The sequence below is a fragment of the Streptomyces sp. NBC_01546 genome (genome assembly GCF_045208355.1).
Lineage (GTDB): Bacteria > Actinomycetota > Actinomycetes > Streptomycetales > Streptomycetaceae > Streptomyces.
Map to the genome: position 1 here is coordinate 2,896,211 of NZ_CP109379.1, position 22,972 is coordinate 2,919,182.

Annotated in this window: 24 protein-coding genes; 15 read left to right on the plus strand and 9 right to left on the minus strand. The window is 71.8% G+C overall.

Going from position 1 to position 22,972, the window contains the following annotated elements:
- Nucleotides 1-13: 13 nt before the first annotated feature.
- Genes OHA89_RS12770 through OHA89_RS12780 form a run of 3 tightly spaced genes read right to left on the minus strand, consistent with a single transcriptional unit; the run spans nt 14 to nt 2,154 of the window.
- The gene (locus OHA89_RS12770) at nt 14-343 is read right to left on the minus strand and encodes a DUF3817 domain-containing protein (protein WP_215140238.1); all 330 of its coding nucleotides are present in this window, start codon (nt 341-343) and stop codon (nt 14-16) included.
- Nucleotides 344-387: 44 nt separating this feature from the next.
- Entirely contained in the window at nt 388-897 is a 510-nt protein-coding gene (locus tag OHA89_RS12775) for a MarR family winged helix-turn-helix transcriptional regulator (protein ID WP_215140239.1), read from the minus strand.
- A gap of 21 nt (nt 898-918) precedes the next feature.
- Nucleotides 919-2,154 carry an MFS transporter gene (locus OHA89_RS12780; protein ID WP_266614900.1) on the minus strand — a complete coding sequence of 412 codons (1,236 nt, stop codon included), beginning with the start codon at nt 2,152-2,154 and terminating at the stop codon, nt 919-921.
- Between the two features lie 135 nt (nt 2,155-2,289).
- Between OHA89_RS12780 and OHA89_RS12785 the strand changes: the two genes are divergently transcribed.
- Both OHA89_RS12785 and OHA89_RS12790 read left to right on the plus strand, forming a co-directional pair.
- Nucleotides 2,290-3,288, plus strand: a complete 999-nt coding sequence (locus tag OHA89_RS12785; RefSeq protein ID WP_406366205.1) for a DUF5937 family protein — start codon at nt 2,290-2,292, stop codon at nt 3,286-3,288.
- Nucleotides 3,289-3,359: 71 nt separating this feature from the next.
- The gene (locus OHA89_RS12790; RefSeq protein WP_406366206.1) at nt 3,360-4,397 is read left to right on the plus strand and encodes a glycoside hydrolase family 6 protein; all 1,038 of its coding nucleotides are present in this window, start codon (nt 3,360-3,362) and stop codon (nt 4,395-4,397) included.
- A gap of 14 nt (nt 4,398-4,411) precedes the next feature.
- On the opposite strand, the gene OHA89_RS12795 is transcribed toward OHA89_RS12790, so the two are convergent.
- Both OHA89_RS12795 and OHA89_RS12800 read right to left on the minus strand, forming a co-directional pair.
- Nucleotides 4,412-4,708, minus strand: a complete 297-nt coding sequence (locus tag OHA89_RS12795; RefSeq protein ID WP_257554101.1) for an MTH1187 family thiamine-binding protein — start codon at nt 4,706-4,708, stop codon at nt 4,412-4,414.
- A complete protein-coding gene (locus OHA89_RS12800) occupies nt 4,705-5,049 on the minus strand; it encodes a DUF3817 domain-containing protein (protein ID WP_215140245.1) in 345 nt (114 codons plus the stop codon). The genes OHA89_RS12795 and OHA89_RS12800 overlap by 4 nt, the downstream gene beginning before the upstream one ends.
- Nucleotides 5,050-5,285: 236 nt before the next feature.
- Between OHA89_RS12800 and OHA89_RS12805 the strand changes: the two genes are divergently transcribed.
- The 5 genes from OHA89_RS12805 (at nt 5,286) to OHA89_RS12825 (ending at nt 8,634) form a co-directional block, all read left to right on the plus strand.
- Nucleotides 5,286-5,924, plus strand: a complete 639-nt coding sequence (locus OHA89_RS12805; protein ID WP_215140246.1) for an AIM24 family protein — start codon at nt 5,286-5,288, stop codon at nt 5,922-5,924.
- Nucleotides 5,924-6,574 carry an AIM24 family protein gene (locus OHA89_RS12810; RefSeq protein ID WP_215140247.1) on the plus strand — a complete coding sequence of 217 codons (651 nt, stop codon included), beginning with the start codon at nt 5,924-5,926 and terminating at the stop codon, nt 6,572-6,574. The genes OHA89_RS12805 and OHA89_RS12810 overlap by 1 nt, the downstream gene beginning before the upstream one ends.
- On the plus strand, nt 6,571-7,398 hold the full coding sequence (locus OHA89_RS12815; protein ID WP_406366208.1) for an AIM24 family protein: 828 nt from the start codon (nt 6,571-6,573) through the stop codon (nt 7,396-7,398). Before OHA89_RS12810 ends, OHA89_RS12815 begins: the two co-directional genes overlap by 4 nt.
- 68 nt (nt 7,399-7,466) lie before the next feature.
- Nucleotides 7,467-7,943 carry a MarR family winged helix-turn-helix transcriptional regulator gene (locus OHA89_RS12820; RefSeq protein ID WP_215140274.1) on the plus strand — a complete coding sequence of 159 codons (477 nt, stop codon included), beginning with the start codon at nt 7,467-7,469 and terminating at the stop codon, nt 7,941-7,943.
- A 109-nt stretch (nt 7,944-8,052) separates the two neighbouring features.
- Complete coding sequence (locus tag OHA89_RS12825; RefSeq protein WP_406366210.1) at nt 8,053-8,634, plus strand: PepSY domain-containing protein; 582 nt, start codon at nt 8,053-8,055, stop codon at nt 8,632-8,634.
- Between the two features lie 70 nt (nt 8,635-8,704).
- On the opposite strand, the gene OHA89_RS12830 is transcribed toward OHA89_RS12825, so the two are convergent.
- The 3 genes from OHA89_RS12830 to OHA89_RS12840 all read right to left on the minus strand — a co-directional run bounded on the left by OHA89_RS12830 (nt 8,705) and on the right by OHA89_RS12840 (nt 11,063).
- A complete protein-coding gene (locus tag OHA89_RS12830) occupies nt 8,705-8,779 on the minus strand; it encodes a 50S ribosomal protein bL37 (protein ID WP_099895366.1) in 75 nt (24 codons plus the stop codon).
- A gap of 66 nt (nt 8,780-8,845) precedes the next feature.
- Complete coding sequence (meaB, locus tag OHA89_RS12835; RefSeq protein WP_266614912.1) at nt 8,846-9,808, minus strand: methylmalonyl Co-A mutase-associated GTPase MeaB; 963 nt, start codon at nt 9,806-9,808, stop codon at nt 8,846-8,848.
- 52 nt (nt 9,809-9,860) lie between these two features.
- Nucleotides 9,861-11,063 (minus strand): acetyl-CoA C-acetyltransferase, encoded by a 1,203-nt coding sequence (locus tag OHA89_RS12840; RefSeq protein WP_215140251.1) that lies wholly within the window; start codon nt 11,061-11,063, stop codon nt 9,861-9,863.
- A 137-nt stretch (nt 11,064-11,200) separates the two neighbouring features.
- On the opposite strand from OHA89_RS12840, the gene mce reads away from it, so the two are divergent.
- The 7 genes from mce to OHA89_RS12875 all read left to right on the plus strand — a co-directional run bounded on the left by mce (nt 11,201) and on the right by OHA89_RS12875 (nt 21,345).
- Nucleotides 11,201-11,629, plus strand: coding sequence for a methylmalonyl-CoA epimerase (mce, locus tag OHA89_RS12845; RefSeq protein ID WP_215140252.1), 429 nt, complete (start codon nt 11,201-11,203; stop codon nt 11,627-11,629).
- A 179-nt stretch (nt 11,630-11,808) separates the two neighbouring features.
- Nucleotides 11,809-16,191 (plus strand): polarized growth protein Scy, encoded by a 4,383-nt coding sequence (scy, locus tag OHA89_RS12850; RefSeq protein WP_266614919.1) that lies wholly within the window; start codon nt 11,809-11,811, stop codon nt 16,189-16,191.
- A 194-nt stretch (nt 16,192-16,385) separates the two neighbouring features.
- The gene (locus OHA89_RS12855) at nt 16,386-17,324 is read left to right on the plus strand and encodes a cellulose-binding protein (RefSeq protein WP_069921983.1); all 939 of its coding nucleotides are present in this window, start codon (nt 16,386-16,388) and stop codon (nt 17,322-17,324) included.
- Nucleotides 17,325-17,404: 80 nt separating this feature from the next.
- Nucleotides 17,405-18,439 (plus strand): ABC transporter ATP-binding protein, encoded by a 1,035-nt coding sequence (locus OHA89_RS12860; RefSeq protein ID WP_215140254.1) that lies wholly within the window; start codon nt 17,405-17,407, stop codon nt 18,437-18,439.
- A gap of 2 nt (nt 18,440-18,441) precedes the next feature.
- Complete coding sequence (locus tag OHA89_RS12865; RefSeq protein ID WP_215140255.1) at nt 18,442-19,221, plus strand: ABC transporter permease subunit; 780 nt, start codon at nt 18,442-18,444, stop codon at nt 19,219-19,221.
- 145 nt (nt 19,222-19,366) lie between these two features.
- A complete protein-coding gene (locus OHA89_RS12870) occupies nt 19,367-20,494 on the plus strand; it encodes an ABC transporter ATP-binding protein (protein WP_215140256.1) in 1,128 nt (375 codons plus the stop codon).
- On the plus strand, nt 20,491-21,345 hold the full coding sequence (locus tag OHA89_RS12875) for an ABC transporter permease (protein ID WP_266614926.1): 855 nt from the start codon (nt 20,491-20,493) through the stop codon (nt 21,343-21,345). Before OHA89_RS12870 ends, OHA89_RS12875 begins: the two co-directional genes overlap by 4 nt.
- 12 nt (nt 21,346-21,357) lie before the next feature.
- Here OHA89_RS12875 and OHA89_RS12880 read toward each other — a convergent pair whose 3' ends face one another.
- The gene (locus OHA89_RS12880) at nt 21,358-21,684 is read right to left on the minus strand and encodes an ATP/GTP-binding protein (protein WP_266614927.1); all 327 of its coding nucleotides are present in this window, start codon (nt 21,682-21,684) and stop codon (nt 21,358-21,360) included.
- A 228-nt stretch (nt 21,685-21,912) separates the two neighbouring features.
- Between OHA89_RS12880 and OHA89_RS12885 the strand changes: the two genes are divergently transcribed.
- Nucleotides 21,913-22,944, plus strand: a complete 1,032-nt coding sequence (locus OHA89_RS12885) for an LLM class flavin-dependent oxidoreductase (protein ID WP_406366213.1) — start codon at nt 21,913-21,915, stop codon at nt 22,942-22,944.
- Nucleotides 22,945-22,972 lie beyond the last annotated feature (28 nt).

The following is a 22,972-nucleotide window of genomic DNA, read 5'->3' on the forward strand; positions in this document are numbered from 1 at the left end:
CTCGAGCCGGGTACTAGGCCTTGGCGGTGGCGAGGGAGTCGCTGACCAGCGGCTCGACCTCGGCGCGGACCTTGCGCTCGACGAAGAAGGCGGCCAGCGGAATGGTGCCGCTGAGCATGACCCAGAGCATCTTTCCGAAGGGCCACCTGGCCTTGGAGCTCAGGTCGAAGGCGAAGACCAGGTAGATCATGAAGAGCACGCCGTGGGCCTGGGACACCACGAACGTCAGATCGGCACCCTTGTCGAAGCCGTACTTGAAAATCATGCAGGTGCACAGCACCAGCAGCATCACGGCAGTGGCAAAGGCCATCACCCGGTAGCGGGTCAGCACGCTCTTCTTCATGCGACTGAGCCTAACCGTCCGTTTTGCTCGATCTTGACGGGGGCCTAGTTCTCCTCGAAGTCCGCGGCGGCCACCCGCAGCGGGCGCAGCAGCGCGAAGATCTCCGCGCACTCCTCGGCGTCGTACGCGCCGAGTCCGAACTCGATCGCCATCAGGTCCTTGGTGGCGGCCTCGACGACCTCACGGCCCTTGTCCGTGATGGAGGCGAGGGTGCCGCGGCCGTCGTTCGGATTGGGCCGCTTGTCGACGAGCCCGGACCGCACCAGCCGGTCGACGGTGTTCGTCACCGACGTCGGATGGACCATCAGCCGCTCGCCGATCTTCGACATCGGCAGTTCGCCGGCCTTGGAGAAGGTGAGCAGCACCAGCGCCTCGTACCGCGCGAAGGTCAGACCGTACGGCTTGACCACGGCGTCGACCTCGCCGAGCAGGATCTGGTGCGCGCGCATGATCGACGTGATGGCGGCCATCGAGGGCACCGGCCCCCAGCGCCGCTGCCAGAGTTCGTCGGCGCGGGCGATGGGATCGAAGGGAAGGCTGAGCGGCTTGGACACGTACCAGACCCTACCGGTCGGTCATTTGGCGGCGAGTCCCGTCTCACTCCTCGGCCGCTCCTCCTTCGGCGCGGTGGACCGGAGTTCGGCGAGGAGCAGCAGGACGACGGCCGTGCCGATGATCCCGGAAGCGGTGACGACCCGGTGGACCGGGAGGAATTCGGCGGCGAGTCCGGCCAGGGCCATGCCGACGCCCTGCAGGGTCATCAGACCGGTGCTGAGCAATGTCATCGCACGGCCGCGCAGCTCCTCGGGGACGGCCTCGAGGTACCACTGGTCGAGCCCGAGGGTGTAGGCCTGGGCCAGGCCGGCGAGCAGCAGCGCGGTGAGCGCGAGCGGTATGCCGGGCCGCAGGGCATAGAGGAGGAGCGGCAGCAGTCCGGCGGCGGCGAGGGGGACCGTGATGCGTGAACGCGTTCGGGCGGTGAGCGCGGAGCCGGCCCAGAGCTCGCCGGCGATGGTGCCGACGGGCAGTGCGCACATCAGCAGCCCCAGCGCCCCGGTCCCCGCGCCGAGACCGGCTGTATACGGGGCGAGCAGCGCCTCCGGTACGACGACGAAGACGGGCGGCAGCCAGAACAGCAGGGTCAGCGCCCGGATCCGGCGGTTCCCGAGCACCGCGCGCAGCCCGGCGGCCGGGGAGCGGCGGGTACCCGCGCGGGCGGGGCGGTCGCGCGTGCCCAGGCGCAGCAGGAGCGCCGAGCCGAGGAATCCGGCGGCGGTCAGGGCGATGGCCCCGCGCGGCGCGAGGACGGTGAGGAGCAGCCCGCCGAGGCCGAAGCCGATGAGCTGGGCGCTCTGGGCCACCATGCGCAGCAGCGAGCGGCCGAGTACGAAGGTGTCGCCGGCGCCGAGGATGTCGGCGAGGGACGCGCTGCGGGCGCCCTGGAACAGCGGTGCCACGAAGGCCATGGCACAGCGCAGTACGAGGAGCAGCGCGACCGGGGTGCCCGGCAGGGCCATGGCGGCCGCGCAGGCGGCGCAGAGCAGATCGCACGCGACGAGCACCCGCCGGGCGGGGTGGCGGTCGGCGGTCCCGGCGAGCAGGGTCCCGCCGAGGGCGTAGGGGAGGAAGCCGAGGGCGAAGGTGAGCGCGCTCATCAGCGGCGAGCCGGTGGCGCGGTAGACGAGGACGGTGAGGGCGATCTCGGCGACGACCACGCCGAGCACGGACATCAGGTGCGCGGCGAAGACGGGCCGGAATTCCCGGATCCGGAAGACGGCCCGGTAGCCGGTGGCCGGGGTGACGGTTGACATGCCCGGCAGCTTCGCGGGAACTACCCTGGCCGCCGTAGAGATTCGGGCCTGGACGAATCCGGGCCGAATCCGGGGCCGAATCCGGGACGCGGACGCGGGTGAGGACAGGGACAAGGACGGGGAGGCGGGGGCGCCGTGGGGTTCCACTTCCGTTTCGGCCCCGGCGACCTGCTGCGCTGCCGGTTCGCGATCTCCCCGCGCTGGGAGACGCAGGAGGCGGTCCGCTCCCTGCTCCGCCCCTACCGGCACACCTACCACCTGCCGTGGCTCCGGCAGGTACGGGCGGCGGCCGAAGGGCTGGACCTGCGGCCGCTGTGGCTGCTGATGCCGCGCTCGGGGCACAATCCGGACTTTCTCAGCCCGCCGCCGCTGGGCCCGTCCGTCACCCTCGAGGAGGAGCTGGCGCGGGTGCGGGCCGCCGACCCGGAGGCGGCGCGCGAGGATCTGCGGCTCTCGCTGGTCTGCACCCCCGGCGCGCTGGAGAGCGACATCGGGCAGCGGATGCTCGCGGATCCGGCGCGGGCGGTTCGGGAGTTGGCCGATCTCACCGAGCGCGCCTGGGAGGCCCTGGTCGCCCCGCACTGGCCGCGGCTGCGCGGGCTGCTGGAGGCGGACATCGTGTTCCACTCGCGGCGGCTGGCGGCCGGCGGCCTGGAGGCCTTGTTCGACGGTCTCCACCCGGACCTGCGGTGGCACGGGGACACGGACACGCTGACCATCACCCGGCCCGGCCACCACGACCGGGTGCTGGACGGGCAGGGACTGCTGCTGATGCCGAGCGCGTTCGGCTGGCCGGACGTGGTCGGCGGCTACGACCCTCCCTGGCAGCCGACGCTCGTCTATCCGGCGCGTGGCATCGGCGCCCTGTGGACGGCCTCGGCCGGCCCGGCCCCGCAGGCGCTGGCCCACCTGCTGGGCCGGGCCCGGGCCGAGGTGCTGTGCGCGCTGGACGAACCCGCCTCCACCACCGCGCTGGCCCACCGGCTCGGCCTCGCCCCGTCGACGGTCTCGGCGCACCTGGGGGTCCTGCGCGCGGCGGGCCTGCTCGTCTCGGGCCGCCACGGCCACCAGGTCCTCTACGAACGCACCCCGCTGGCGATCGCCTTGACCACGGGCGACCCCACGGTGTCGTAAGAGGGCGGCAACTGACCGTTATGTCACGATATCCCGGTCCGCTGCCCGACCCTTCGTCCCGAGGAAGCCGGATGCCCGCCGCCGTGCCCCGACGCCGTCCCGTCACCGTCCTCGGCCTCCTGCTGTGCCTCGCGGCGGCCGCCGCGTGCTCCGGCGGACCCGGACCCGCGCCCGAACCGGGGCCCGGGGCCGCCGCCCCCTCCGGCGCCGGGGCCGATACCGGAACCGGCGAGTCCCCGTACTGGGTGGACCCGCAGACCGATGCCGCCCGGCAGGTCGCCGCCTGGGAGGCGGCGGGCCGCAACAGCGACGCCCAGGTGCTGCGCAGGATCGCGGACCGGCCGATGGCCCTGTGGGGGCCGGGCGGCGATCCGGGGCCCGAGATCCGCCGGGCCGGGGCCGGGGCCAGGGCCACCGGGCGGACCCTGGTGCTCGCCGCGCACAACCTCCCGTACCGCGGCTGCGGCCCGCGCTCGGCCGGCGGCGCCAAGAACGCCACGGACTACCGCCGCTGGATCGGCGCCTTCGCCGACAGCATCGCGAACACCAAGGCCGTCGTCATCCTGGAGCCGGACGCGATCGCGCACGTCGTCGACGGCTGCACCCGGCCGGAGCACCACGCCGAGCGCTACCGGCTGCTCTCCGAGGCCGTCGGCCGGCTCAAGCGCAACCCCGGCACCAAGGTCTACCTGGACGCCGGCAACCCGGCCTGGATCCCGAACCCGCTGGACCTCGTCGAGCCGCTCTCCAAGGCCGGCCTCGCGCGCGCCGACGGCTTCGCGCTGAACGTCTCCAACTTCCAGCCAGCGGCCGCCACCCGGGCGTACGGCGCCGAGATCTCCAAGGCCGCCGGCGGCAAGCACTTCGTCGTGGACACCGGCCGCAACGGCGAGGGCCCGCTGCCCGGCGACCGCGAGAAGGCCTGGTGCAATCCGCCCGGCCGGGCGCTGGGCACGCCGCCGACCGACAGGACGGACGACCCGCTCGTCGACGCGTACCTCTGGATCAAGCGGCCCGGCGAGTCCGACGGCCCGTGCCGCGGCGGACCGCGGGCGGGCACGTGGTGGCCGGACTACGCGCTGGGACTGGCGCGCCGGGCCAGGGAGTGACCGGCGGCGGGGCCTCAGCCCCCGGCGAGGTGGCGTTCCACCGTTTCGACCTTCGAGGTCATTCCGTCGGAGACCCCGGGTCGGATGTCGGCCTTCAGGATGAAGGAGACCCGCGGCGCCCGCTCCTCCACGGCGGCCACCGCACGCCGGACCACGTCCATGACCTCGTCCCACTCACCTTCCACGGTGGTGAACATGGCGTCCGTGCGGTTGGGCAGCCCCGACTCGCGGACCACGCGGACCGCGTCGGCGACGTACTCCCCGACCTCTTCACCGACCCCCAGCGGGGTCACCGAGAACGCGACGATCACGCGTCGGCCGCCTGCCGGGCACGGGCCGCGATCACGCTGTCGGCCTCGTCCCGCTTGAGCAGCCGGTCGCCGTACAGGCCGCCGAAGGGCAGCAGCGCCAGCACGAAGAACAGCGCGACCTTCTTGACGGGCCACTTCGCCTTGTTCCAGACATCCAGCAGGAAGACCGCGTAGATGACGAACAGGATCCCGTGCAGGATGCCGAGCGGCATCATCAGGTAGTCGATGTCCGAGATCCGGCTCAACAGCGAGCCGAAGATCAGCAGAGCCGGGAACGACAGCGCCTCCGGGACGGAGATGAGGCGCAGCCGGTGCAGGGCGGAAGCGGTCTTGATGTCCACGGGGGAACCTTCGGGGTGGGAGGCCGGGGGCCGTTCCAGTGTCTCAGCCGCTTTGCGGGATCTTGACCCGGGCCCCTGTCCGCCGGAATCCGCGCGCGGCCGCGGGCTGCCAAGGACGGCCAAGGCGCCCCCGCGCGCCGGGATCGCGCCCGGATCGCGCCCGAAACCGCCCGGGTGTGGCGCATATCGGCCACGAGACCCTGTTCGCGTCCGCCCGCTGCCGATAACGTCATCCCGTGGCTCAGTTCCGACTCCAAGGCAGCAAGGTGCTCGCCGTCGACCTGACCGGGGATGCCGTGAAAGCGAAAAACGGCTCCATGGTCGCGTACGACGGCCAGATGGCCTTCAAGAAGATGACCGGCGGCGGCGAAGGCATCCGCGGGATGGTGACGCGCCGTCTGACCGGCGAGCAGATGACCGTGATGGAAGTGCAGGGGCACGGCACCTGCTTCTTCGCCGACCGCGCGAGCGAGATCAATCTGGTCAGCCTGCGCGGTGAGAAGCTCTACGTCGAGTCCAGCAACCTGCTGTGCACCGACGCGGGGCTGCGCACCGGCACGACCTTCACCGGTCTGCGCGGCGCGACGACGGGCAACGGCCTGTTCACCACGACCGTCGAGGGCTCGGGCCAGGCGGCGATCATGTCCGACGGCCCGGCGGTGGTGCTGCGCGTCAGCGCCCAGTACCCGCTCTCCGTCGACCCGGGGGCGTACATCGCGCACACCGGCGACCTCCGGCAGTCCTTCCAGTCCGGGGTGAACTTCCGCACGCTGATCGGCGAGGGCTCCGGCGAGTCCTTCCAGATCCGCTTCGAGGGCGAGGGCCTGGTGTACGTGCAGCCCAGCGAGCGCAACACCATCGGGGGCGACATCTGATGCCGTTCCGCGAGATCAACTCGAAGATGGTCGAGGCCCAGGTGATCCCCGGGCAGAAGATGTACAGCCAGCGCGGCGCGATGCTCGCGTACCGCGGCGAGGTCTCGTTCACCCCGAGTCTGACCGGTGGTCAGGGCGGGGTGATGGGCATGATCGGGCGCCGGGTGGCCAACGAGCAGACCCCGCTGATGACGGTCGAGGGCAGCGGCACCGTGATGTTCGGCCACGGCGGCCACCACATCCAGGTGATCAGCCTGACCGGGGAGACGCTGTACGTCGAGGCCGACCGGCTGCTGGCCTTCGACGGAACCCTCCAGCAGGGCACGATGTTCATGGGCTCGCAGGGCGGGGTCATGGGCATGGTCCGCGGCCAGGTGACCGGCCAGGGCCTGTTCACCACGACGCTCAAGGGCCACGGCGCGGTCGCCGTGATGGCCCACGGCGGGGTCATCGAACTTCCCATCACCCCCCAGCGGCCGGTCCACGTGGACCCGCAGGCGTACGTCGCCCACCACGGCGACGTCCGCAACAAGCTCTCCACCGCGCTCGGCTGGCGGGACATGGTGGGGCGCGGCTCGGGTGAGGCGTTCCAGCTGGAGCTGTCCGGCCAGGGCGCGGTGTACGTACAGGCCTCGGAGGAGAAGCTGTGAACTTTGGCCCCGTGACGGCCGGACCCGGCGGCGCCGGCGGTCCAACGGTCTACGACCCGTACTCCCTGCCCTCCGACGACAACGTGAACGCGTACACCTTCTGCGTGGAGCTCAAGGGGAGCCAGTGGTTCCTGCAGAAGGGCAAGATGATCTCGTACTACGGGAGCATCGAGTTCAACGGCATCGGCAACGGCCGCTTCGACCGGCTGCTGCGCACCAGCTTCCACTCGCCGCTGCACGCCAGCGACTGGGTGGTGGCCGAGGGCCAGGGCAAGATGCTGCTGGCCGACCGGGCCTTCGACGTGAACTCGTACGACCTGGAGAACGGGAACCTGACGATCCGGTCAGGCAACCTGCTCGCGTACCAGCCCTCGCTCGCCCTCAAGCAGTCGATCGTCCCGGGCTTCCTGACGCTGATCGGTACCGGAAAGTTCGTGGCGGCGTCCAACGGGCCGGTGGTGTTCATGGAGCCGCCACTGCGCGTGGACCCGCAGGCGCTGGTGGGCTGGGCGGACTGCCCCTCGCCGTGCCACCACTACGATCATGGCTACATGTCGGGCGTGATGGGCGGGCTGCGCTCGCTGACCGGCCTCGGCGGCACCTCGGGCGAGGAGCACCAGTTCGAGTTCGTCGGAGCGGGAACCGTTCTGCTCCAGTCATCGGAGATGCTGATGGCGGAGCAGGCGGTCGGCACGGTCGGCACCGGTGCGGCCACGGGCAACGCGCAGGGCGTTCCGGGGGCCGGCCAGGGCCCGCTCGGGCAGCTGGGCGTACCGCGGATGCCTGGGCAGCTGGGTGATCTCCAGCGCCGCTTCGGACTGTGATCCCCCAGACGCACGACCAATTTTTGTACGTAATTCAACTTCTTAGGTAGAGTTCATTCATGGAGACCATGGAGACCGAGACGGCCACCCGGTGGCTGACCGACGCCGAGCAGTGCGCCTGGCGCACCCATCTGGACGTCAGCAGACTGCTGATGCACCAGCTGGAAAAGGATCTCCAGCCTTTCGGACTCACCAACAACGACTACGAGATCCTCGTGAACCTCTCGGAGTCGCCCGAGCACCGGATGCGGATGAGCGATCTCGCGACCTCCACGCTGCAGTCCAAGAGCCGGCTGTCCCACCAGATCACGCGCATGGAGGCGGCGGGCCTGGTCCGCCGCGTGAACTGCGAGTCCGACCGCCGCGGCCTGTTCGCGGTGCTCACGGACGAGGGCATGGAGACGATGCGCAAGGTCGCACCGCACCACGTGGCGTCCGTCCGCCGGCACTTCATCGACCTGCTGCCGCCGGAGGCCCTGGCGGCGCTGCGCGAGTCGCTGAACCCGGTGGCGGACCACCTGCGCGGCACCCGCGGCAAGGCCTGAGGCCACCGCGCCCTGCCCGGCGATCGGCCTGACAATGGGTGGGAACGCTCACTGCCGGCCGCCCGCCGGGCAACCGTCAGAGGTGATGGCCGGCCTGAGGAGGTCAGCCATGAAGCGCAACCTGTACGTTTCCGCGGCCGCGTCCGTGGTCCTGATGGCGGGAGGCCCGGTGGCGGCCGCGACAGCGGCATCCGCCGACACGGCGAGAACCGTCCCGGCGGCCACCGCCGCCCGGGGCGACGTCACCGCGGAGGCCGCGATCGCCGCCGCCCTGAAGAACTACCCCGGAGTGGTCGAGTCCCTCGACCGGGACGGCAACGTCTGGCACGTGGACGTGATCACCAAGGACGGCAAGGGTCACGCCGAGCCGGAGGTCGACGCCGCGACCGGCGCGGTCACCCGACAGAACGTGGACACCGGCGAGGACAGCAGCGAGCACAAGGAACTGCTCGCCGCCAAGGTCACCGCGGGGCAGGCCGGCAAGGCCGCCGTCGCCGCCCATCCCGGGCAGGTCTGGACGGTCGAGTGGGATGCAGACGACAACGGCAAGGCCCCGTACTGGCACGTCGAGGTGAGGGGCGCCGACGGCAAGACGTGGGACGCCTCCGTGGACCCCACGACCGGCAAGGCCACCGCGCAGTCCGACTCGGACGGCGACTCGGACAGCGACTCGGACGGCGGCAACGGCTGACCCGCGGACGAAAGCAGCCGCGCTCCCCTGCCGGGCGCGCGGCTGCTTTCGTACTGCTCAGACGGTGCGGTCAGGCGTTGGGACGCTTGCCGTGGTTCGCCTTCTTCTTCTTGCGTGCTCGCTTCTTGTTGCCGCGCTTGGCCATGAGCCACTCCCTGAATCGGGGTAATCCGGGCGTTCGCCAGTCTAGGGGCGCCGCGCCGGTCCCGCATCAGAGTTCGGTCAGACTGCCCAGCAGGACGTCGGCGGCCGCGTACGGATCCAGCTCGCCCACGGCCACCCGGGCCGCCAGCGCGTCCAGCCGGGAGTCCCCGTGCAGATCGGCCATCCGGGCACGCAGGGACGTCACCGTGATCGTCTCCACCTCGCGCGCCGCGCGCGCCGTGCGCCGCTCCGCCAGGATCCCCCGCTCGTCCATCCACGCCCGGTGCTTCTCCAGCGCCTCGACGAGTTCGTCGATGCCCTGGGCCCGTGCGGCGACGGTCTTGATGATCGGCGGGCGCCAGTCCGCCGGCCCCCGGGACTCCCCCAGGCCCAGCATGTGGTTCAGCTCCCGGGCGGTGGCGTCCGCGCCGTCCCGGTCGGCCTTGTTCACCACGTACACGTCGCCGATCTCCAGGATCCCCGCCTTCGCGGCCTGGATCCCGTCCCCCATCCCGGGCGCCAGCAGCACCACCGAGGTGTCCGCCTGAGCGGCGATCTCCACCTCCGACTGCCCGACCCCGACCGTCTCGACCAGGATCACCTCGCAGCCGGCCGCGTCCAGCACCCGGATCGCCTGCGGGGCGGCCCAGGCGAGACCGCCCAGGTGGCCGCGGGTGGCCATGGACCGGATGTAGACCCCGGGGTCGGAGGCGTGGTCCGACATCCGCACCCGGTCGCCGAGCAGCGCGCCGCCGGAGAACGGCGAGGACGGGTCGACGGCGAGGACGCCGACCCGCTTCCCGGCCTTGCGGTACGCCGAAACGAGCGCCGAGGTCGAGGTCGACTTGCCGACACCCGGCGAGCCCGTCAGCCCCACCACGTACGCGTTGCCCGTCAGCGGGGCCAGCGCCGCCATCACCTCGCGCAACTGCGGGGACGCCCCCTCCACCAGCGAGATCAGCCTGGCCACCGCTCTCGGCCTGCCCTCACGTGCCTGGGCCACCAGCTGGGGGACGTCCACCGCCGTCATACGTGCTGCGCTCCTCGGTTCTCGTACGGGTACGGGCGGGTGCTGTACCCGGCTACGCCTTGGCCACGCGGATGATCAGGGCGTCGCCCTGGCCGCCGCCGCCGCACAGCGCGGCCGCGCCGACCCCGCCGCCGCGGCGCTTCAGCTCCAGCGCCAGGTGCAGCACGACGCGGGCGCCGGACATGCCGATCGGGTGGCCCAGGGCGATGGCGCCACCGTTGACGTTCACCTTTTCCGGGGTCACGCCGAGGTCCTTCATTGACTGCACGGCGACCGCCGCGAAGGCCTCGTTGATCTCGATGAGGTCCAGGTCGGCGACCTCCAGGCCCTCCTTCTTCAGGGCGTGCAGGATCGCGTTCGAGGGCTGCGACTGCAGCGAGTTGTCCGGGCCGGCCACGTTGCCGTGGGCGCCGATCTCGGCGATCCACTCCAGGCCCAGCTCCTCGGCCTTGGCCTTGCTCATCACGACCACGGCGGCCGCGCCGTCGCTGATCTGCGAGGAGGTGCCGGCGGTGATCGTGCCGTCCTTCGCGAAGGCCGGGCGCAGCTTGCCGAGGGACTCCACCGTGGTCTCCGGGCGGATGCCCTCGTCCTGGGAGAAGACGACCGGCTCGCCCTTGCGCTGCGGGATCTCGACCGGGGTGATCTCGGCCTCGAAGACGCCGTTCTTCTGCGCGGCCGCGGCACGCTGGTGCGAGCCGGCGGCGAACTCGTCCTGCGGGGCGCGCTCGATGCCCAGGCGGGTGTTGTGCTTCTCGGTCGACTCGCCCATCGCGATGTTCTCGAAGGCGTCGGTGAGGCCGTCGTAGGCCATCGCGTCCAGCATTTCGATCGCGCCGTACTTGAAGCCCTCTCGAGACTTCGGCAGCAGGTGCGGGGCGTTGGTCATGGACTCCTGGCCGCCGGCGACCACGATGTCGAACTCACCGGCGCGGATCAGCTGGTCGGCCAGCGCGATCGCGTCCAGTCCAGAGAGGCACACCTTGTTGATCGTCAGGGCGGGGACGTTCATCGGGATGCCGCCCTTGACCGCGGCCTGACGGGCCGGAATCTGGCCCGCACCGGCCTGGAGCACCTGCCCCATGATCACGTACTGCACCTGGTCACCGGCGATGCCGGCCCGGTCCAGGGCGGACTTGATGGCGAAGCCGCCGAGGTCGGCACCCGAGAAGGACTTCAGCGAGCCGAGCAGCCGCCCCATGGGCGTGCGGGCCCCGGCGACGATCACTGAGGTGGTGTTGTTCGTTCCGGACATGAGGCACAGCCCCTTGAGGATGAGGAGTGAACGAGGGTTTACCTGAATGTACTGAGCAGTACCGGCGGCGTCACCGGGCTGTCGGTGTGATCGCTGGCACGTTGCGTGACCACCCCTCTCGGCGGTGCACTGGTCCCATGCTGACAAGGATCGACCACATCGGAATCGCCTGCTTCGACCTCGACAAGACCGTCGAGTTCTACCGTGCCACGTACGGCTTCGAGGTCTTCCACTCCGAGGTCAACGAGGAGCAGGGCGTCCGCGAGGCCATGCTCAAAATCAACGAGACGTCCGACGGCGGCGCCTCCTACCTCCAGCTGCTCGAGCCGACCCGCGAGGATTCGGCCGTGGGCAAGTGGCTGGCCAAGAACGGCGAGGGCGTCCACCACATCGCCTTCGGCACCGAGGACGTCGACGGCGACTCGGAAGCCATCCGCGGCAAGGGCGTCCGCGTCCTCTACGACCAGCCCCGCATCGGCTCCATGGGCTCCCGGATCACCTTCCTGCACCCCAAGGACTGCCACGGAGTCCTGACCGAGCTCGTCACCTCCAACCCCGAGCACTGATGTCCCGATTCCCCGGCCGGTAGAGTGGCCATGGCTCGGCCGGGGTTCGGTGCGGAGACGGGGGTCGGGGCCTGTGTCCCCTGCCCCGGTATCTGACACCATTCCCCCCGGGGGCGTCGTTCAGCGGGCGAGCGATGCTCATTGTGAGCTTGCGACCAGGGGACGGATGGGACCGCGCTGTGCGGGGCTACGAAAGCCAGGAGAGCCATCAGGCCGAGGCCGACCATCTCTCGCGCTTCGAGGCCGAGATGGAGCGGCTGAAGAAGGAGCGCGGGAAGGCCGTCCAGCACGCTGAGGACCTGGGATACCAGGTCGAGGTGCTGCGCGCCAAGCTCCACGAGGTACGCCGATCTCTGGCGTCCCGCCCCGCCTACGACGGCGCGGACATGGGGTACCAGGCGGAGCAGCTGCTTCGCAATGCCCAGATCCAGGCCGACCAGATGCGCTCCGACGCCGAGCGCGAGCTGCGCGACGCCCGGGCGCAGACCCAGCGCATCCTCCAGGAGCACGCCGAACACCAGGCGCGCCTCCAGGCCGAGCTGCACGCCGAGGCCGTCAACCGGCGCCAGCGCCTGGACCAGGAGCTGGGCGAACGCCGCCAGACCGTCGAGGCGCACGTCAACGAGAACGTGGCCTGGGCCGAGCAGCTGCGCGCCCGTACGGAGTCCCAGGCGCGCCGGCTCATGGAGGAGTCCCGCGCCGAGGCCGAGCAGTCCCTGAACGCGGCCCGCGCCGAGGCCGCCCGGGTCGCCGAGGAGACCCGGCGCCGGATCGCCGCCGAAGCCGAGGCCTCCCGTGCGGAGACCGAGGCCACCCTGCTGCGCGCCCGCAAGGAGGCCGAGCGGCTGCTGACCGCCGCCTCCGCGCAGGCCCAGGAGGCCACCGAGCACGCGGAGCGGCTGCGCTCCAGCACCTCCGCCGAGGCGGAGCAGACCCGGCAGCAGACCCTTGACCTCGGCCGGGTGGCCGAGTCCCGTGTGCAGGAGGCCGACGGCGCGCTGCGCGAGGCCCGCGCCGCGGCCGAGAAGCTGCTCGCGGAGGCCAAGGAGAGCGCCGCCCGGCAGCTCGCCTCGGCGGAGTCCGTCAACGAGCAGCGCACCCGTACCGCCAAGGAGCAGGTGGCGCGGCTGGTCGGCGAGGCCACCAAGGAGGCCGAGGCCCTCAAGGCGGAGGCCGAGCAGGCCCTGGCCGACTCCCGCGCGGAGGCCGAGCGGCTGCGCACCGAGGCCGGCGAGCAGGCCCGTACGGCCGCGGCCGAGGACACCGCGGCGCAGCTGGCGAAGGCGGCCCGCACCGCCGAGGACGTACTGAACAAGGCCTCGGAGGACGCCCGGGCCACCACGAAGGCGGCGTCCGAGGAGGCCGAGCGGATCCGCCGCGAGGCGGAGGCCGAGGCCGACCGGCTGCGCCTCCAGGCGGCGACCACGGCCGACGAGCTCAAGGGCGCCGCGAAGGACGACACCGAGGAGTACCGGGCCCGTACGGTCGAACTCCAGGAGGAGGCCCGGCGGCTGCGCGGCGAGGCCGAGCAGCTGCGCGCCGAGGCCGTCGCCGAGGGCGAGCGGATCCGCGGCGAGGCCCGCCGCGAGGCGGTCCAGCAGATCGAGGAGGCGGCCAAGACCGCCGAGGAACTCCTCGGCAAGGCCAAGGCGGACGCGGACGAGCTGCGCGGCGGGGCCAACGCCGAGAGCGAGCGGGTCCGCGCCGAGGCCGTCGAGCGGGCCACCACCCTGCGCCGGCAGGCCGAGGAGACCCTGGAGCGGACCCGCGCCGAGGCGGAGCGGCTGCGCGCCGACGCCGAGGAGCAGGCGGAGGCCGTACGGGCCGAGGCCGACGCGGCGGCGCTCGCCCGGCGTGCGGAGACCGAGCAGGCGCTGGCCGCCAAGCGCGCGGAGGCCGACGAGGAACTCGTACGCCTGCACACCGACGCCGAGAGCCGGCTGGGCACGGCCGAGCAGACCCTGCGCGACGCCCGGACGGCGGCGGAGAACATCCGCCGGGAGACCGGCGAGGAGACCGACCGGCTGCGCGCCGAGTCGGCGGAGCGGATCCGTACCCTCCAGACGCAGTCCGAGGCCGAGGCCGACCAGCTGCGCACCGATGCGGCCCAGGACGCCGGGCGGGTGCGCGCGGAGGCCGAGCAGGTCGCCGTGCGGCTGCGCGGCGAGGCCGAGGCCGAGGCGGAGCGGGTGCGCTCCGAGGCGCAGGAGACCGCGGACCGGCTGCGCGCGGAGGCGAAGGCGGCGGCCGAGCGGATCGCCGAGGAGGGCGCGGAGGCGCTGGCCGCCGCGCAGGAGGAGGCCGCCCGGCGTCGCCGGGAGTCCGAGGAGACCCTGGCGTCGGCGCGTACCGACGCCGAGAACGAGCGGGCGCAGGCCCGCGAGCAGAGCGAGGAGCTGCTGGCCGCGGCCCGCAAGCGCTCCGAGGAGGCGCAGGCCGAGGCGGCCCGCCTGACCGAGGAGGCCGAGCGGCGCGCCTCGGAGCTGGTGGCGGCGGCGGAGGCCACCGCCCAGCAGGTACGGGACTCCGTGGCGGGTCTGCACGAGCAGGCCGAGGAGGAGGTCGCCGGACTGCGCAGCGCGGCCGAGCACGCGGCGGAGCGCACCCGGACCGAGGCCGCGGAAGAGGCCGAGCGGGTCCGCGGCGACGCGTACGAGGAGCGGGAGCGGGCCACCGAGGACGCCAACCGGATCCGCAGCGAGGCGCGTGCGGAGACGGACGCGGCGAAGGCGCTGGCGGAGCGGACGGTCGGCGACGCGATCGCCGAGGCGGAGCAGCTGCGCGGCGACACGGCGGAGTACGCGCAGCGGGTGCGTACCGAGGCCACGGACGCGCTGGCGGCGTCGGAACGGGACGCGGCCCGTACCAGGGCGGACGCCCGGGACGACGCGAACCGGATCCGCAGCGAGGCGTCGGCCGCGGCCGACGCCACCCGTGCCGAGGCGGGCGCCACCCTCGACGAGGCGCGCGCCGAGGCGAACCGGCTGCGGACCGAGGCCGCCGAGCAGGCGGACCGGCTCATCACCGAGGCCGCTTCGGAGGCGGACCGGCTCACCGAGGAGACCCGGGCGGCGAACGAGGCGACGGTCGGCGAGGCGACGGCGAAGGCCGAGCGGCTCACCTCGCAGGCGGCGGACACCCTGGCCGCGGCCGAGCGGGACGCCGCGAGGGTTCTGGTCGACGCCCGTACCGAGGGCGACCGGCTGGTCGACGAAACCCGTGCGGCCAACGAGCTCACGATCGGCGAGGCCGCCGAGGAGGCCGAGCGGCTGCGCGCCGAGGCGGCGCGGGCCCTGGACGACGCCCGGGCGGAGGGCGGCCGGATCATCGGCGAGGCCACCGCGGAGGCGGACCGCGTCACGGTCGCGGCGAACGAGACCCTGGCGAGCGCCGAGCGGGAGTCCGAGCAGACGCTGGACGAGGCGCGCGCCGAGGGCAACCGGCTGCGGACCGAGGCCGCCGAGCAGGCGGACCGGCTCATCACCGAGGCCACGGCCGAGGCCGAGAAGCTCACCGCGCAGACGCGCAAGGACACCGAGCGCACGGTCGGCGAGGCCGCGAACGAGGCGGAGCGGCTGCGCGCGGAGGCGTCGGAGGCGCTGTCCTCGGCCCAGGAGCACGCGACCCGTACCCGGTCGGAGGCCGAGCGGGTCAAGGCGGACGCCGCGGGCGAGGCGGAGCGCATGCGCGCGCAGGCCCGTACGGAGTCCGAGCGGCTGCTGGACGAGGCGCGCGAGGAGGCCAACAGGCGCCGTACCGAGGCCGCCGAGCAGGTCGACCGGCTCATCACGGAGTCCGCGGCGGAAGCCGACAAGCTCACCGGCGACGCGCAGAAGCAGGCGCTGGCATCCACCACGGCCGCCGAGGAGCAGGCCGACGCGATGGTGGACGCGGCCCGCAAGGAAGCCGCGCGGATCACCTCGGAGGCGACCGTCGAGGGCAACTCCCTGGTGGAGAAGGCCCGTACGGACGCCAACGAGCTGCTGGTCGGGGCGCGTACGGACGCGTCGGCCATAAGGGAGCGGGCGGAGGAGCTGCGCGGCCGGGTCGAGGCCGAGGTCGAGGAGCTGCACGAGCGGGCCCGCCGGGAGTCGGCCGAGCAGATGAAGTCGGCCGGCGAGCGGGTCGACAAGCTGGTGCGGGCGGCGACCGAGCAGAGCGTCGAGGCCGAGGCGAAGGCCAAGGAGCTGGTGTCGGACGCGAGCAGCGAGGCGAGCAAGGTCCGCATCGCGGCGGTGCGCAAGGCCGAGGCACTCCTGAAGGAGGCCGAGCAGAAGAAGGCCGAGCTGGCCCGCGAGGCGGAGAACGCCCTCGCCCAGGCGAAGGCGGAGGCCGAACGGCTCGTCGAGGAGGGCCGCCGCGAGCTGGAGGTCCTGGTGCGCCGTCGCGAGGACATTCAGGCGGAGATCTCCCGTGTCCAGGACGTTCTTGAGGCGTTGGAATCATTCGAGGCGCCTTCGGGCGGCGGAAAGCCCGTGGTCGGCGGCCAGGGCGCGGGGGGCGTGAAGGCCGGCGCGGCAGCGGGGTCCACTCGATCGGGTGGCAAGACGTCAGAGGGCTAGTCGGTGCACAGGACGTGTGCTCCTGATGGAGGTTCAGGCGAACGGGTGACAAGCATTCCGTCGCCTTGCCACTCAAAAGGGGTGTCATTGTCCAGATCAAACGTGGATTGACTCGATGACACGCCGCTCGGGCGCCTAGGATTCCCCTTAACACCTCACGTAGCACCTCATCGGTCTCATTCGACAGGAACCCCATGAGCGACACTTCCTCCCCCTTCGGCTTCGAGCTCGTGCGGCGTGGTTACGACCGTGGTCAGGTGGACGACCGCATTACCAAGCTGGTCTCCGACCGCGACAGCGCCCTTGGACGTATCAACTCTCTGGAAAAGCGGATCGAGGAGTTGCACCTCGAGACGCAGAACGCCCAGGCCCAGGTGAACGACGCCGAGCCGTCGTACGCCGGCCTCGGCGCCCGGGTCGAGAAGATCCTTCGGCTGGCCGAGGAGGAGGCGAAGGACCTGCGCGAGGAGGCCCGTCGCGCGGCCGAGCAGCACCGCGAGCTGGCCGAGTCGGCCGCCCAGCAGGTGCGCAACGACGCCGAGTCGTTCGCCGCCGACCGCAAGACGAAGGCGGAGGACGAGGGCGTCCGCATCGTCGAGAAGGCCAAGGGCGACGCCTCCACCCTGCGTGCCGAGGCCCAGAAGGACGCGGCCTCCAAGCGCGAGGAGGCCGACGCGCTGTTCGAGGAGACCCGCGCCAAGGCCGCCCAGGCCGCCGCGGACTTCGAGACCAACCTGGCCAAGCGCCGTGAGCAGTCCGAGCGCGACCTGGCCTCGCGTCAGGCCAAGGCCGAGAAGCGCCTCGCGGAGATCGAGCACCGCGCGGAGCAGCTGCGCCTGGAGGCCGAGAAGCTGCGTACCGACGCGGAGCGCCGTGCCCGCCAGACCGTGGAGACCGCGCAGCGCCAGGCCGAGGACATCGTGGCCGACGCCAACGCCAAGGCGGACCGTATCCGCAGCGAGTCCGAGCGCGAGCTGGCGGCGCTCACCAACCGCCGCGACTCCATCAACGCGCAGCTGACCAACGTCCGCGAGATGCTGGCGACGCTGACCGGTGCGGCGGTCGCGGCCGCCAACCCGATCGTCGACGACGAGCCGGTCACCCGCGGCGTTCCGGCCCAGCAGAGCCGCTAGTACCCGACGGGTCCGTTCGAGGGCCGTACGTCACCTGTTTGAGGTGGCGTACGGCCCTTCGGCGTTCTAGCGTGGCCCGCATGATCGAGCTTGAGGGCCTTACCAAACGATTCGGCGCGAAGACCGCCGTGGACAACCTCAGCTTCCAGGTCAGACCGGGGGTGGTGACCGGCTTCCTCGGCCCCAACGGGGCGGGCAAGTCGACGACCATGCGCATGATGCTCGACCTCGACAATCCGACCAGCGGTACGGTCCGGATCGACGGGAAGCACTACCGGGACCTGCCGGAGCCACTGAAGTACATCGGAGCGCTGCTCGACGCCAAGTCCATGCACGGTGGACGCAGCGCCTACAACAACCTGCTCTGCCTCGCCGAGTCGAACCGGATCCCGAAGCGGCGGGTCGCCGAGGTTTTGGACCTGGTCGGGCTGACGCCCGTGGCGAAGAAGAAGTCCAAAGGATTTTCACTGGGCATGGGGCAGCGGCTGGGAATCGCCTCCGCGCTGCTCGGTGATCCGGAAATCCTGATGTTCGACGAACCCGTCAATGGTCTGGACCCCGAGGGAATTCTCTGGATCAGGAATTTGATGAAGGGGCTGGCGTCGGAGGGCAGGACGATCTTCGTCTCCTCCCATCTCATGAGTGAAATGGCGCTGACGGCAGACCATTTGGTGGTCATCGGGCAGGGAAAGCTGCTGGCAGACCTGTCGATGGCTGATTTCATCCACCAGAACTCGCGCAGCTACGTACGGCTGCGCTCCCCTCAGCAGGAGCGGCTCAAGGACGTCCTGCACGAGGCGGGGATCGACGCCATCAGCGTCCCGGCCACCGGCGTGCTGGAGATCGACGGCGTGGGCCCGGAGCGGCTCGGCGAGCTGGCAGCCCAGCACCAGATCGTGCTGCACGAACTCAGCCCGCAACGGGCTTCACTGGAGGAAGCGTTCATGCGCATGACGGCGGACTCCGTCGAGTACCACGCCCACGGCATGCCGGGTGCCCTGGGGGCACCGGGCGGGCCGGCCGGCATGGCCGCCGACAACCCGGCCCGGCCGGCCGACGTGCCCGCCTGGGGCGCCGGTTCCGGCTTCGAGGCGCAGCGCAAGGGCGGCGAGTGACCATGTCGTCCTTCCCCGCCGTCCTCAAGTCCGAGTGGACCAAGATCCGTACGGTCGCCTCGACCATCTGGACCCTGGCCGCAGCCCTCATCGTCACGGTCGGCATCAGTGCCGCCCTGTGCGCGCTCCTGAACAGTTCCTTCGAGGACATGCGCCCGGAGGAGCAGGCCACCTTCGACCCGACCCTGACCAGCTTCGCCGGGATGACCCTCGGCCAGCTCGCCATGATCGTCTTCGGCGTCCTGGTCGTCGGCACCGAGTACAGCTCTGGCATGATCCGCACCTCGCTGGCCGCCGTGCCCCGGCGCGGCAGCTTCCTCCTCGGCAAGCTCCTCGTGGCGACCGGTCTCGCGCTGGTCGTCGGCCTGGTCACGAGCTTCCTGTCCTTCTTCCTCGGACAGGCCATCCTGGGTGACCGCAGCATCGCCATCGACGCGCCGAACGTCCTGCGCGCGGTGATCGGCGCCGGCCTCTACATGGCGATGATCGCCCTGTTCTCCATGGGTGTGGCCACCATGCTGCGCAGCTCGATGCTCGCGCTCGGCATCCTGATGCCGTTCTTCTTCCTGGTCTCGAACATCCTCGGCGTGGTCGAGGCGACCCGGAAGGTCGCCCAGTACTTCCCGGACCAGGCCGGATCCAAGATCATGCAGGTCGTCCCCGGAGCGATGGGCAGCGAAGCGCCGCCGTACGGACCGTGGGGCGGTTTCGGGATCATGGCCCTGTGGACGCTGGCCGCGGTACTCGGGGGCTACGTCGTCCTCCGCAAGAGGGATGCCTGACCTCCTGCCGACGTACTACGGGTGATCCCCGGGTCGGTCTCAGGGGTAGCTCAGGGATCGGCCCGGGACGGAACCGCGGGGGACTCGATATCCTCTTAATCCTTACGCGGGCGAAAGTCGTCCCGGCCTGGTAAGGGGCAGCAAGATGATCGAGGCAGTCGGCCTGACCAAGCGCTTCGGCGCCAAGACCGCCGTCGACCAGCTGTCGTTCCAGGTCAGGCCGGGTCACGTGACCGGTTTCCTGGGGCCCAACGGCTCCGGGAAATCCACCACCATGCGCATGATCGTCGGCCTCGACCGGCCCACGTCCGGTCATGTCACGATCAACGGCCGCCCCTTCCGGGAGCTGCCGAACGCCCAGCGGCACGTCGGGGCGCTGCTCGACGCCAAGGCCATGCACGGCGGCCGCCGGGCCCGTACCCACCTGCTCGCCATCGCCCAGCTCTCCGGGATCCCGGAGAGGCGGGTGGACGAGGTCCTGGCCGTGGTCGGTCTGCAGGACGTCGCCCGGCAGCGTACGAAGGGCTTCTCGCTCGGCATGGGCCAGCGGCTCGGCATCGCCACCGCCCTGCTCGGGGACCCGCAGGTGCTGCTGTTCGACGAGCCGGTCAACGGGCTGGACCCCGAGGGCATCCTCTGGGTCCGCAACCTGATGCGCCGGCTCGCCTCCGAGGGCCGCACCGTCCTCGTCTCCTCGCACCTGATGAGCGAGATGGCGCTGACCGCCGACCACCTGATCGTGATCGGCCGGGGGCGGCTGCTGGCCGATATGGGCACCCAGGAGTTCATCACGCACAACTCGGCCGGATTCGCACGGGTGCGTGCGGCCGACACCGATCCCGATGGCCGGGACTCGCTGGGTACGACCCTCACCAAGGCGGGCGCGCGGGTCCTCCAGGAGCCCGACGGAGCACTGCGCGTGACCGGCCTGGACCTGCCCCGCATCTCGGACCTGGCGCACGAGGCCGGCGTACGGCTGTGGGAGCTGTCACCGCACCGGGCCTCGCTGGAGGAGGCGTACATGCGGATGACCCAGTCCTCCCTGGAGTACACCTCCACCGAGGACCCGCGGGCCGAGCTGTGGGAGCCGGAGCCGCTGACCGTCCCGGCCTGGGAGGACGAGCCGGCCACCCCCGAGATCCCGCAGACGGGCTTCTACGCGCCTCCGCCGCCCGGAGCGGGCGGCCGGCCCTTCCTGATGCCGAGCGACCCCGGCGAGCTCGCGCGGGCCGCCCGGAACACCACCGCAGACAGCCAAGAGGACACCCGATGACCGGCCCCACGCCCACCGGCGCCACGACGACCGCGGAGGGGCAGCCGCAGGGCTACAGCTCGCCGCTGCCGACACCGCGGCCGCACCTGGGGCACGCCCTGGCCTCGGAGTGGACCAAGCTGATCTCGGTCCGCTCCACCCTGTGGACGCTCGGCTCCCTCGTGCTGACCGTCGTGGGCATCGGGCTGCTCTTCGTCGTGCAGACCAATTCCGGGGACTACGTGGAGATCTCCTTCACCACGCCCGCCCTCTTCGGTCTGCTGGTCGGGCAGATCGCGGTGATGGTCCTCGGCGTCCTGACGATCACGTCGGAGCACGCCAGCGGGCTGGTGCGGACCACCTTCACCGCCTCCCCGGAGCGGCACCGCGTGCTGACCGCGAAGTACCTCGTCTTCAGCATCACGGCCTTCGTCACGATCGCCATGTCGGTGTTCCTCGTCGGCATGGCCGCGGCCCTGGTGCACAACGGCGCCGCCGCCGGCGTGCACTCGCTCAGCGAGTGGTTCGGGGCGCTGGTGGGCTGCCTCTACGTCACCCTGCTCGGGGTGCTCGGCCTCGCCGTCGGGGCGCTCGTGCGGCATTCCGCCGGGGCGATCGCCGTGATGCTGGGCGTCGTCACGCTGCCGCCGGTGATAGGCGGGATGCTCAGTATCTGGGAGGCGTCCGCGCCCATCGGGAAGGTGATCATCGAGCGCAACGCGCCGGTGGCGCTGATGCAGCTGTTCGGCATGGAGGAGGGCGCGGGCGGCGCACCGATGCCCAGCAACCTCTCGCACATGCTGATCATCCTGCTGGTCACCGGCGGCGCGGTGGCCGCCTCGTACGCGACGGTCACCCGCCGGGACGTGTAGGCGGCGGCCGGGCTAGTACCTGGGCGCGTTACGGGACCGCTGCACCTTCGAGGTGCGGCGGTCCTTCGCGTTCCAGCAGGCCTTGTGCCAGTGGCGCCGGTCGTCCACTCCGCCGTACTCCGGCCAGGCCACCAGGTGCGGGGTCCCGGAGGGGATCTCCTGGTCGCAGCCCGGGCAGCGGTAGCGCTTGCCCGCCGCGCTCGCGCCCGCGACGTGCCGGACCTTCCACTGCTCGCCCTGGTACTCCTCCGTGCGCTCCAGCCCGTAGCGGTCGAGGCCGGTGCTGGGGCGTTCGTCCGGAGTCTCGCCGCCCCTGGGGCGGTTGTGGCGCGGTGACACGTATACCTCACGGATGGGCGGACGGCAGTGACTTTCTCCCAGACTACGCGCAGCGAGGCCGGGTACCCGCAGGGTGGCAGTGGAAGGGCGGTCCGCGAAGAGGAATGGCCCGACAATCCCAATAACTTTCCTGTCAGCCCGTGCCTTTGGCACGTGTCAGACGTTGTTGCCATCGGAAGAACCGGTCCACCTGGGGAGGCCGCGTCAGCCGCGAGGAGGGTAAAGGCGATGCGCGTAGGAGCGTTTGTACTGGCGGCCCAGTTCCCGGGTCAGGGACAGGGAGAGGCGCTGCACCGTGCGGTACGGACCGCCGAGGTGGCCGAAGAGGCCGGGCTCGACTCGGTCTGGCTCGCCGAACACCACTTCGTCCCGTACGGGGTCTGCCCCTCGGCGGTGACCCTGGCGGCCCTGCTGCTGGGCCGGACCCGGCGCCTTCGGGTGGGCACGGCGGTCAGCGTGCTGCCGAGCACGCACCCGGTGGCCCTCGGCGAGCAGTCGGCGCTGCTGCACCTGACCTCGGGCGGGCGGTTCACCCTCGGGGTGGGCCGGGGCGGGCCGTGGGTCGACCTGGAGGTCTTCGGGGGCGGCCTGGACGCGTACGAGAACGGCTTCCCGGAAGCCCTGGACCTGCTGCGGCGCTGGCTGTCGGAGGCGCGGGTGGGGGCCGCCGGCGAGCGGTTCGGCTTCCGCGAGGTGGCCGTCGTACCGCGGCCGTCGGAGGCCCTGGACGGGGACGGGGCGGGCCCGGAGGTCATCGTGGCCTGCACCTCTCCCTCGTCGGTACGGATGGCCGCGCAGCGGGGCTTGCCCATGCTGCTGGGCATGCACTGCGGGGACGAGGACAAGGCCGGGATGGTCGCGCTGTGGCGGGCCACGGCGCTGGAGGCGGGCCACTCCCGGGAGTACGTGGCCGGCGCGGGCCACGTCTCCGCCGGGGTCTGCCAGCTGGCGGACCGTACGGCGGACGCGCGCGAGACGCTGATGAAGGCGCTGCCGGGCTGGCTCAAGCAGGGTCTGGACGCGCATGTGACGGTGGACGGCCGGGTGCGCGCGATGCGGGACCCGGTCGCATACACGGAACTCCTGTGCGATCTGCACCCGGTGGGCACCCCCGAGCTGGCGGCGGACCGGCTGGCGGCCACCTCCGAGCGGACCGGCATCACGCGCTTCGCCCTCCTGACGGAGGGCTCGGGCGATCTCGCCGCGACGGAGGAGAACGTACGGCGCCTCGGCACCGAAGTCCTGCCCCGTCTCGGCTGAGATCTGCCGGCCGGGCTCCTAGGTTGTG

What these genes read in the sequence shown, in the direction of transcription:
- OHA89_RS12770 (WP_215140238.1), bottom strand. Translation starts at nt 343, where the DNA reads ATGAAGAAGAGCGTGCTGACCCGCTACCGGGTGATGGCCTTTGCCACT.
- OHA89_RS12780 (WP_266614900.1), bottom strand. Translation starts at nt 2,154, where the DNA reads ATGTCAACCGTCACCCCGGCCACCGGCTACCGGGCCGTCTTCCGGATC.
- OHA89_RS12790 (WP_406366206.1), top strand. Translation starts at nt 3,360, where the DNA reads ATGCCCGCCGCCGTGCCCCGACGCCGTCCCGTCACCGTCCTCGGCCTC.
- OHA89_RS12810 (WP_215140247.1), top strand. Translation starts at nt 5,924, where the DNA reads ATGCCGTTCCGCGAGATCAACTCGAAGATGGTCGAGGCCCAGGTGATC.
- OHA89_RS12820 (WP_215140274.1), top strand. Translation starts at nt 7,467, where the DNA reads ATGGAGACCGAGACGGCCACCCGGTGGCTGACCGACGCCGAGCAGTGC.
- OHA89_RS12825 (WP_406366210.1), top strand. Translation starts at nt 8,053, where the DNA reads ATGAAGCGCAACCTGTACGTTTCCGCGGCCGCGTCCGTGGTCCTGATG.
- meaB (WP_266614912.1), bottom strand. Translation starts at nt 9,808, where the DNA reads ATGACGGCGGTGGACGTCCCCCAGCTGGTGGCCCAGGCACGTGAGGGC.
- OHA89_RS12840 (WP_215140251.1), bottom strand. Translation starts at nt 11,063, where the DNA reads ATGTCCGGAACGAACAACACCACCTCAGTGATCGTCGCCGGGGCCCGC.
- mce (WP_215140252.1), top strand. Translation starts at nt 11,201, where the DNA reads ATGCTGACAAGGATCGACCACATCGGAATCGCCTGCTTCGACCTCGAC.
- OHA89_RS12855 (WP_069921983.1), top strand. Translation starts at nt 16,386, where the DNA reads ATGAGCGACACTTCCTCCCCCTTCGGCTTCGAGCTCGTGCGGCGTGGT.
- OHA89_RS12860 (WP_215140254.1), top strand. Translation starts at nt 17,405, where the DNA reads ATGATCGAGCTTGAGGGCCTTACCAAACGATTCGGCGCGAAGACCGCC.
- OHA89_RS12865 (WP_215140255.1), top strand. Translation starts at nt 18,442, where the DNA reads ATGTCGTCCTTCCCCGCCGTCCTCAAGTCCGAGTGGACCAAGATCCGT.
- OHA89_RS12870 (WP_215140256.1), top strand. Translation starts at nt 19,367, where the DNA reads ATGATCGAGGCAGTCGGCCTGACCAAGCGCTTCGGCGCCAAGACCGCC.
- OHA89_RS12875 (WP_266614926.1), top strand. Translation starts at nt 20,491, where the DNA reads ATGACCGGCCCCACGCCCACCGGCGCCACGACGACCGCGGAGGGGCAG.
- OHA89_RS12885 (WP_406366213.1), top strand. Translation starts at nt 21,913, where the DNA reads ATGCGCGTAGGAGCGTTTGTACTGGCGGCCCAGTTCCCGGGTCAGGGA.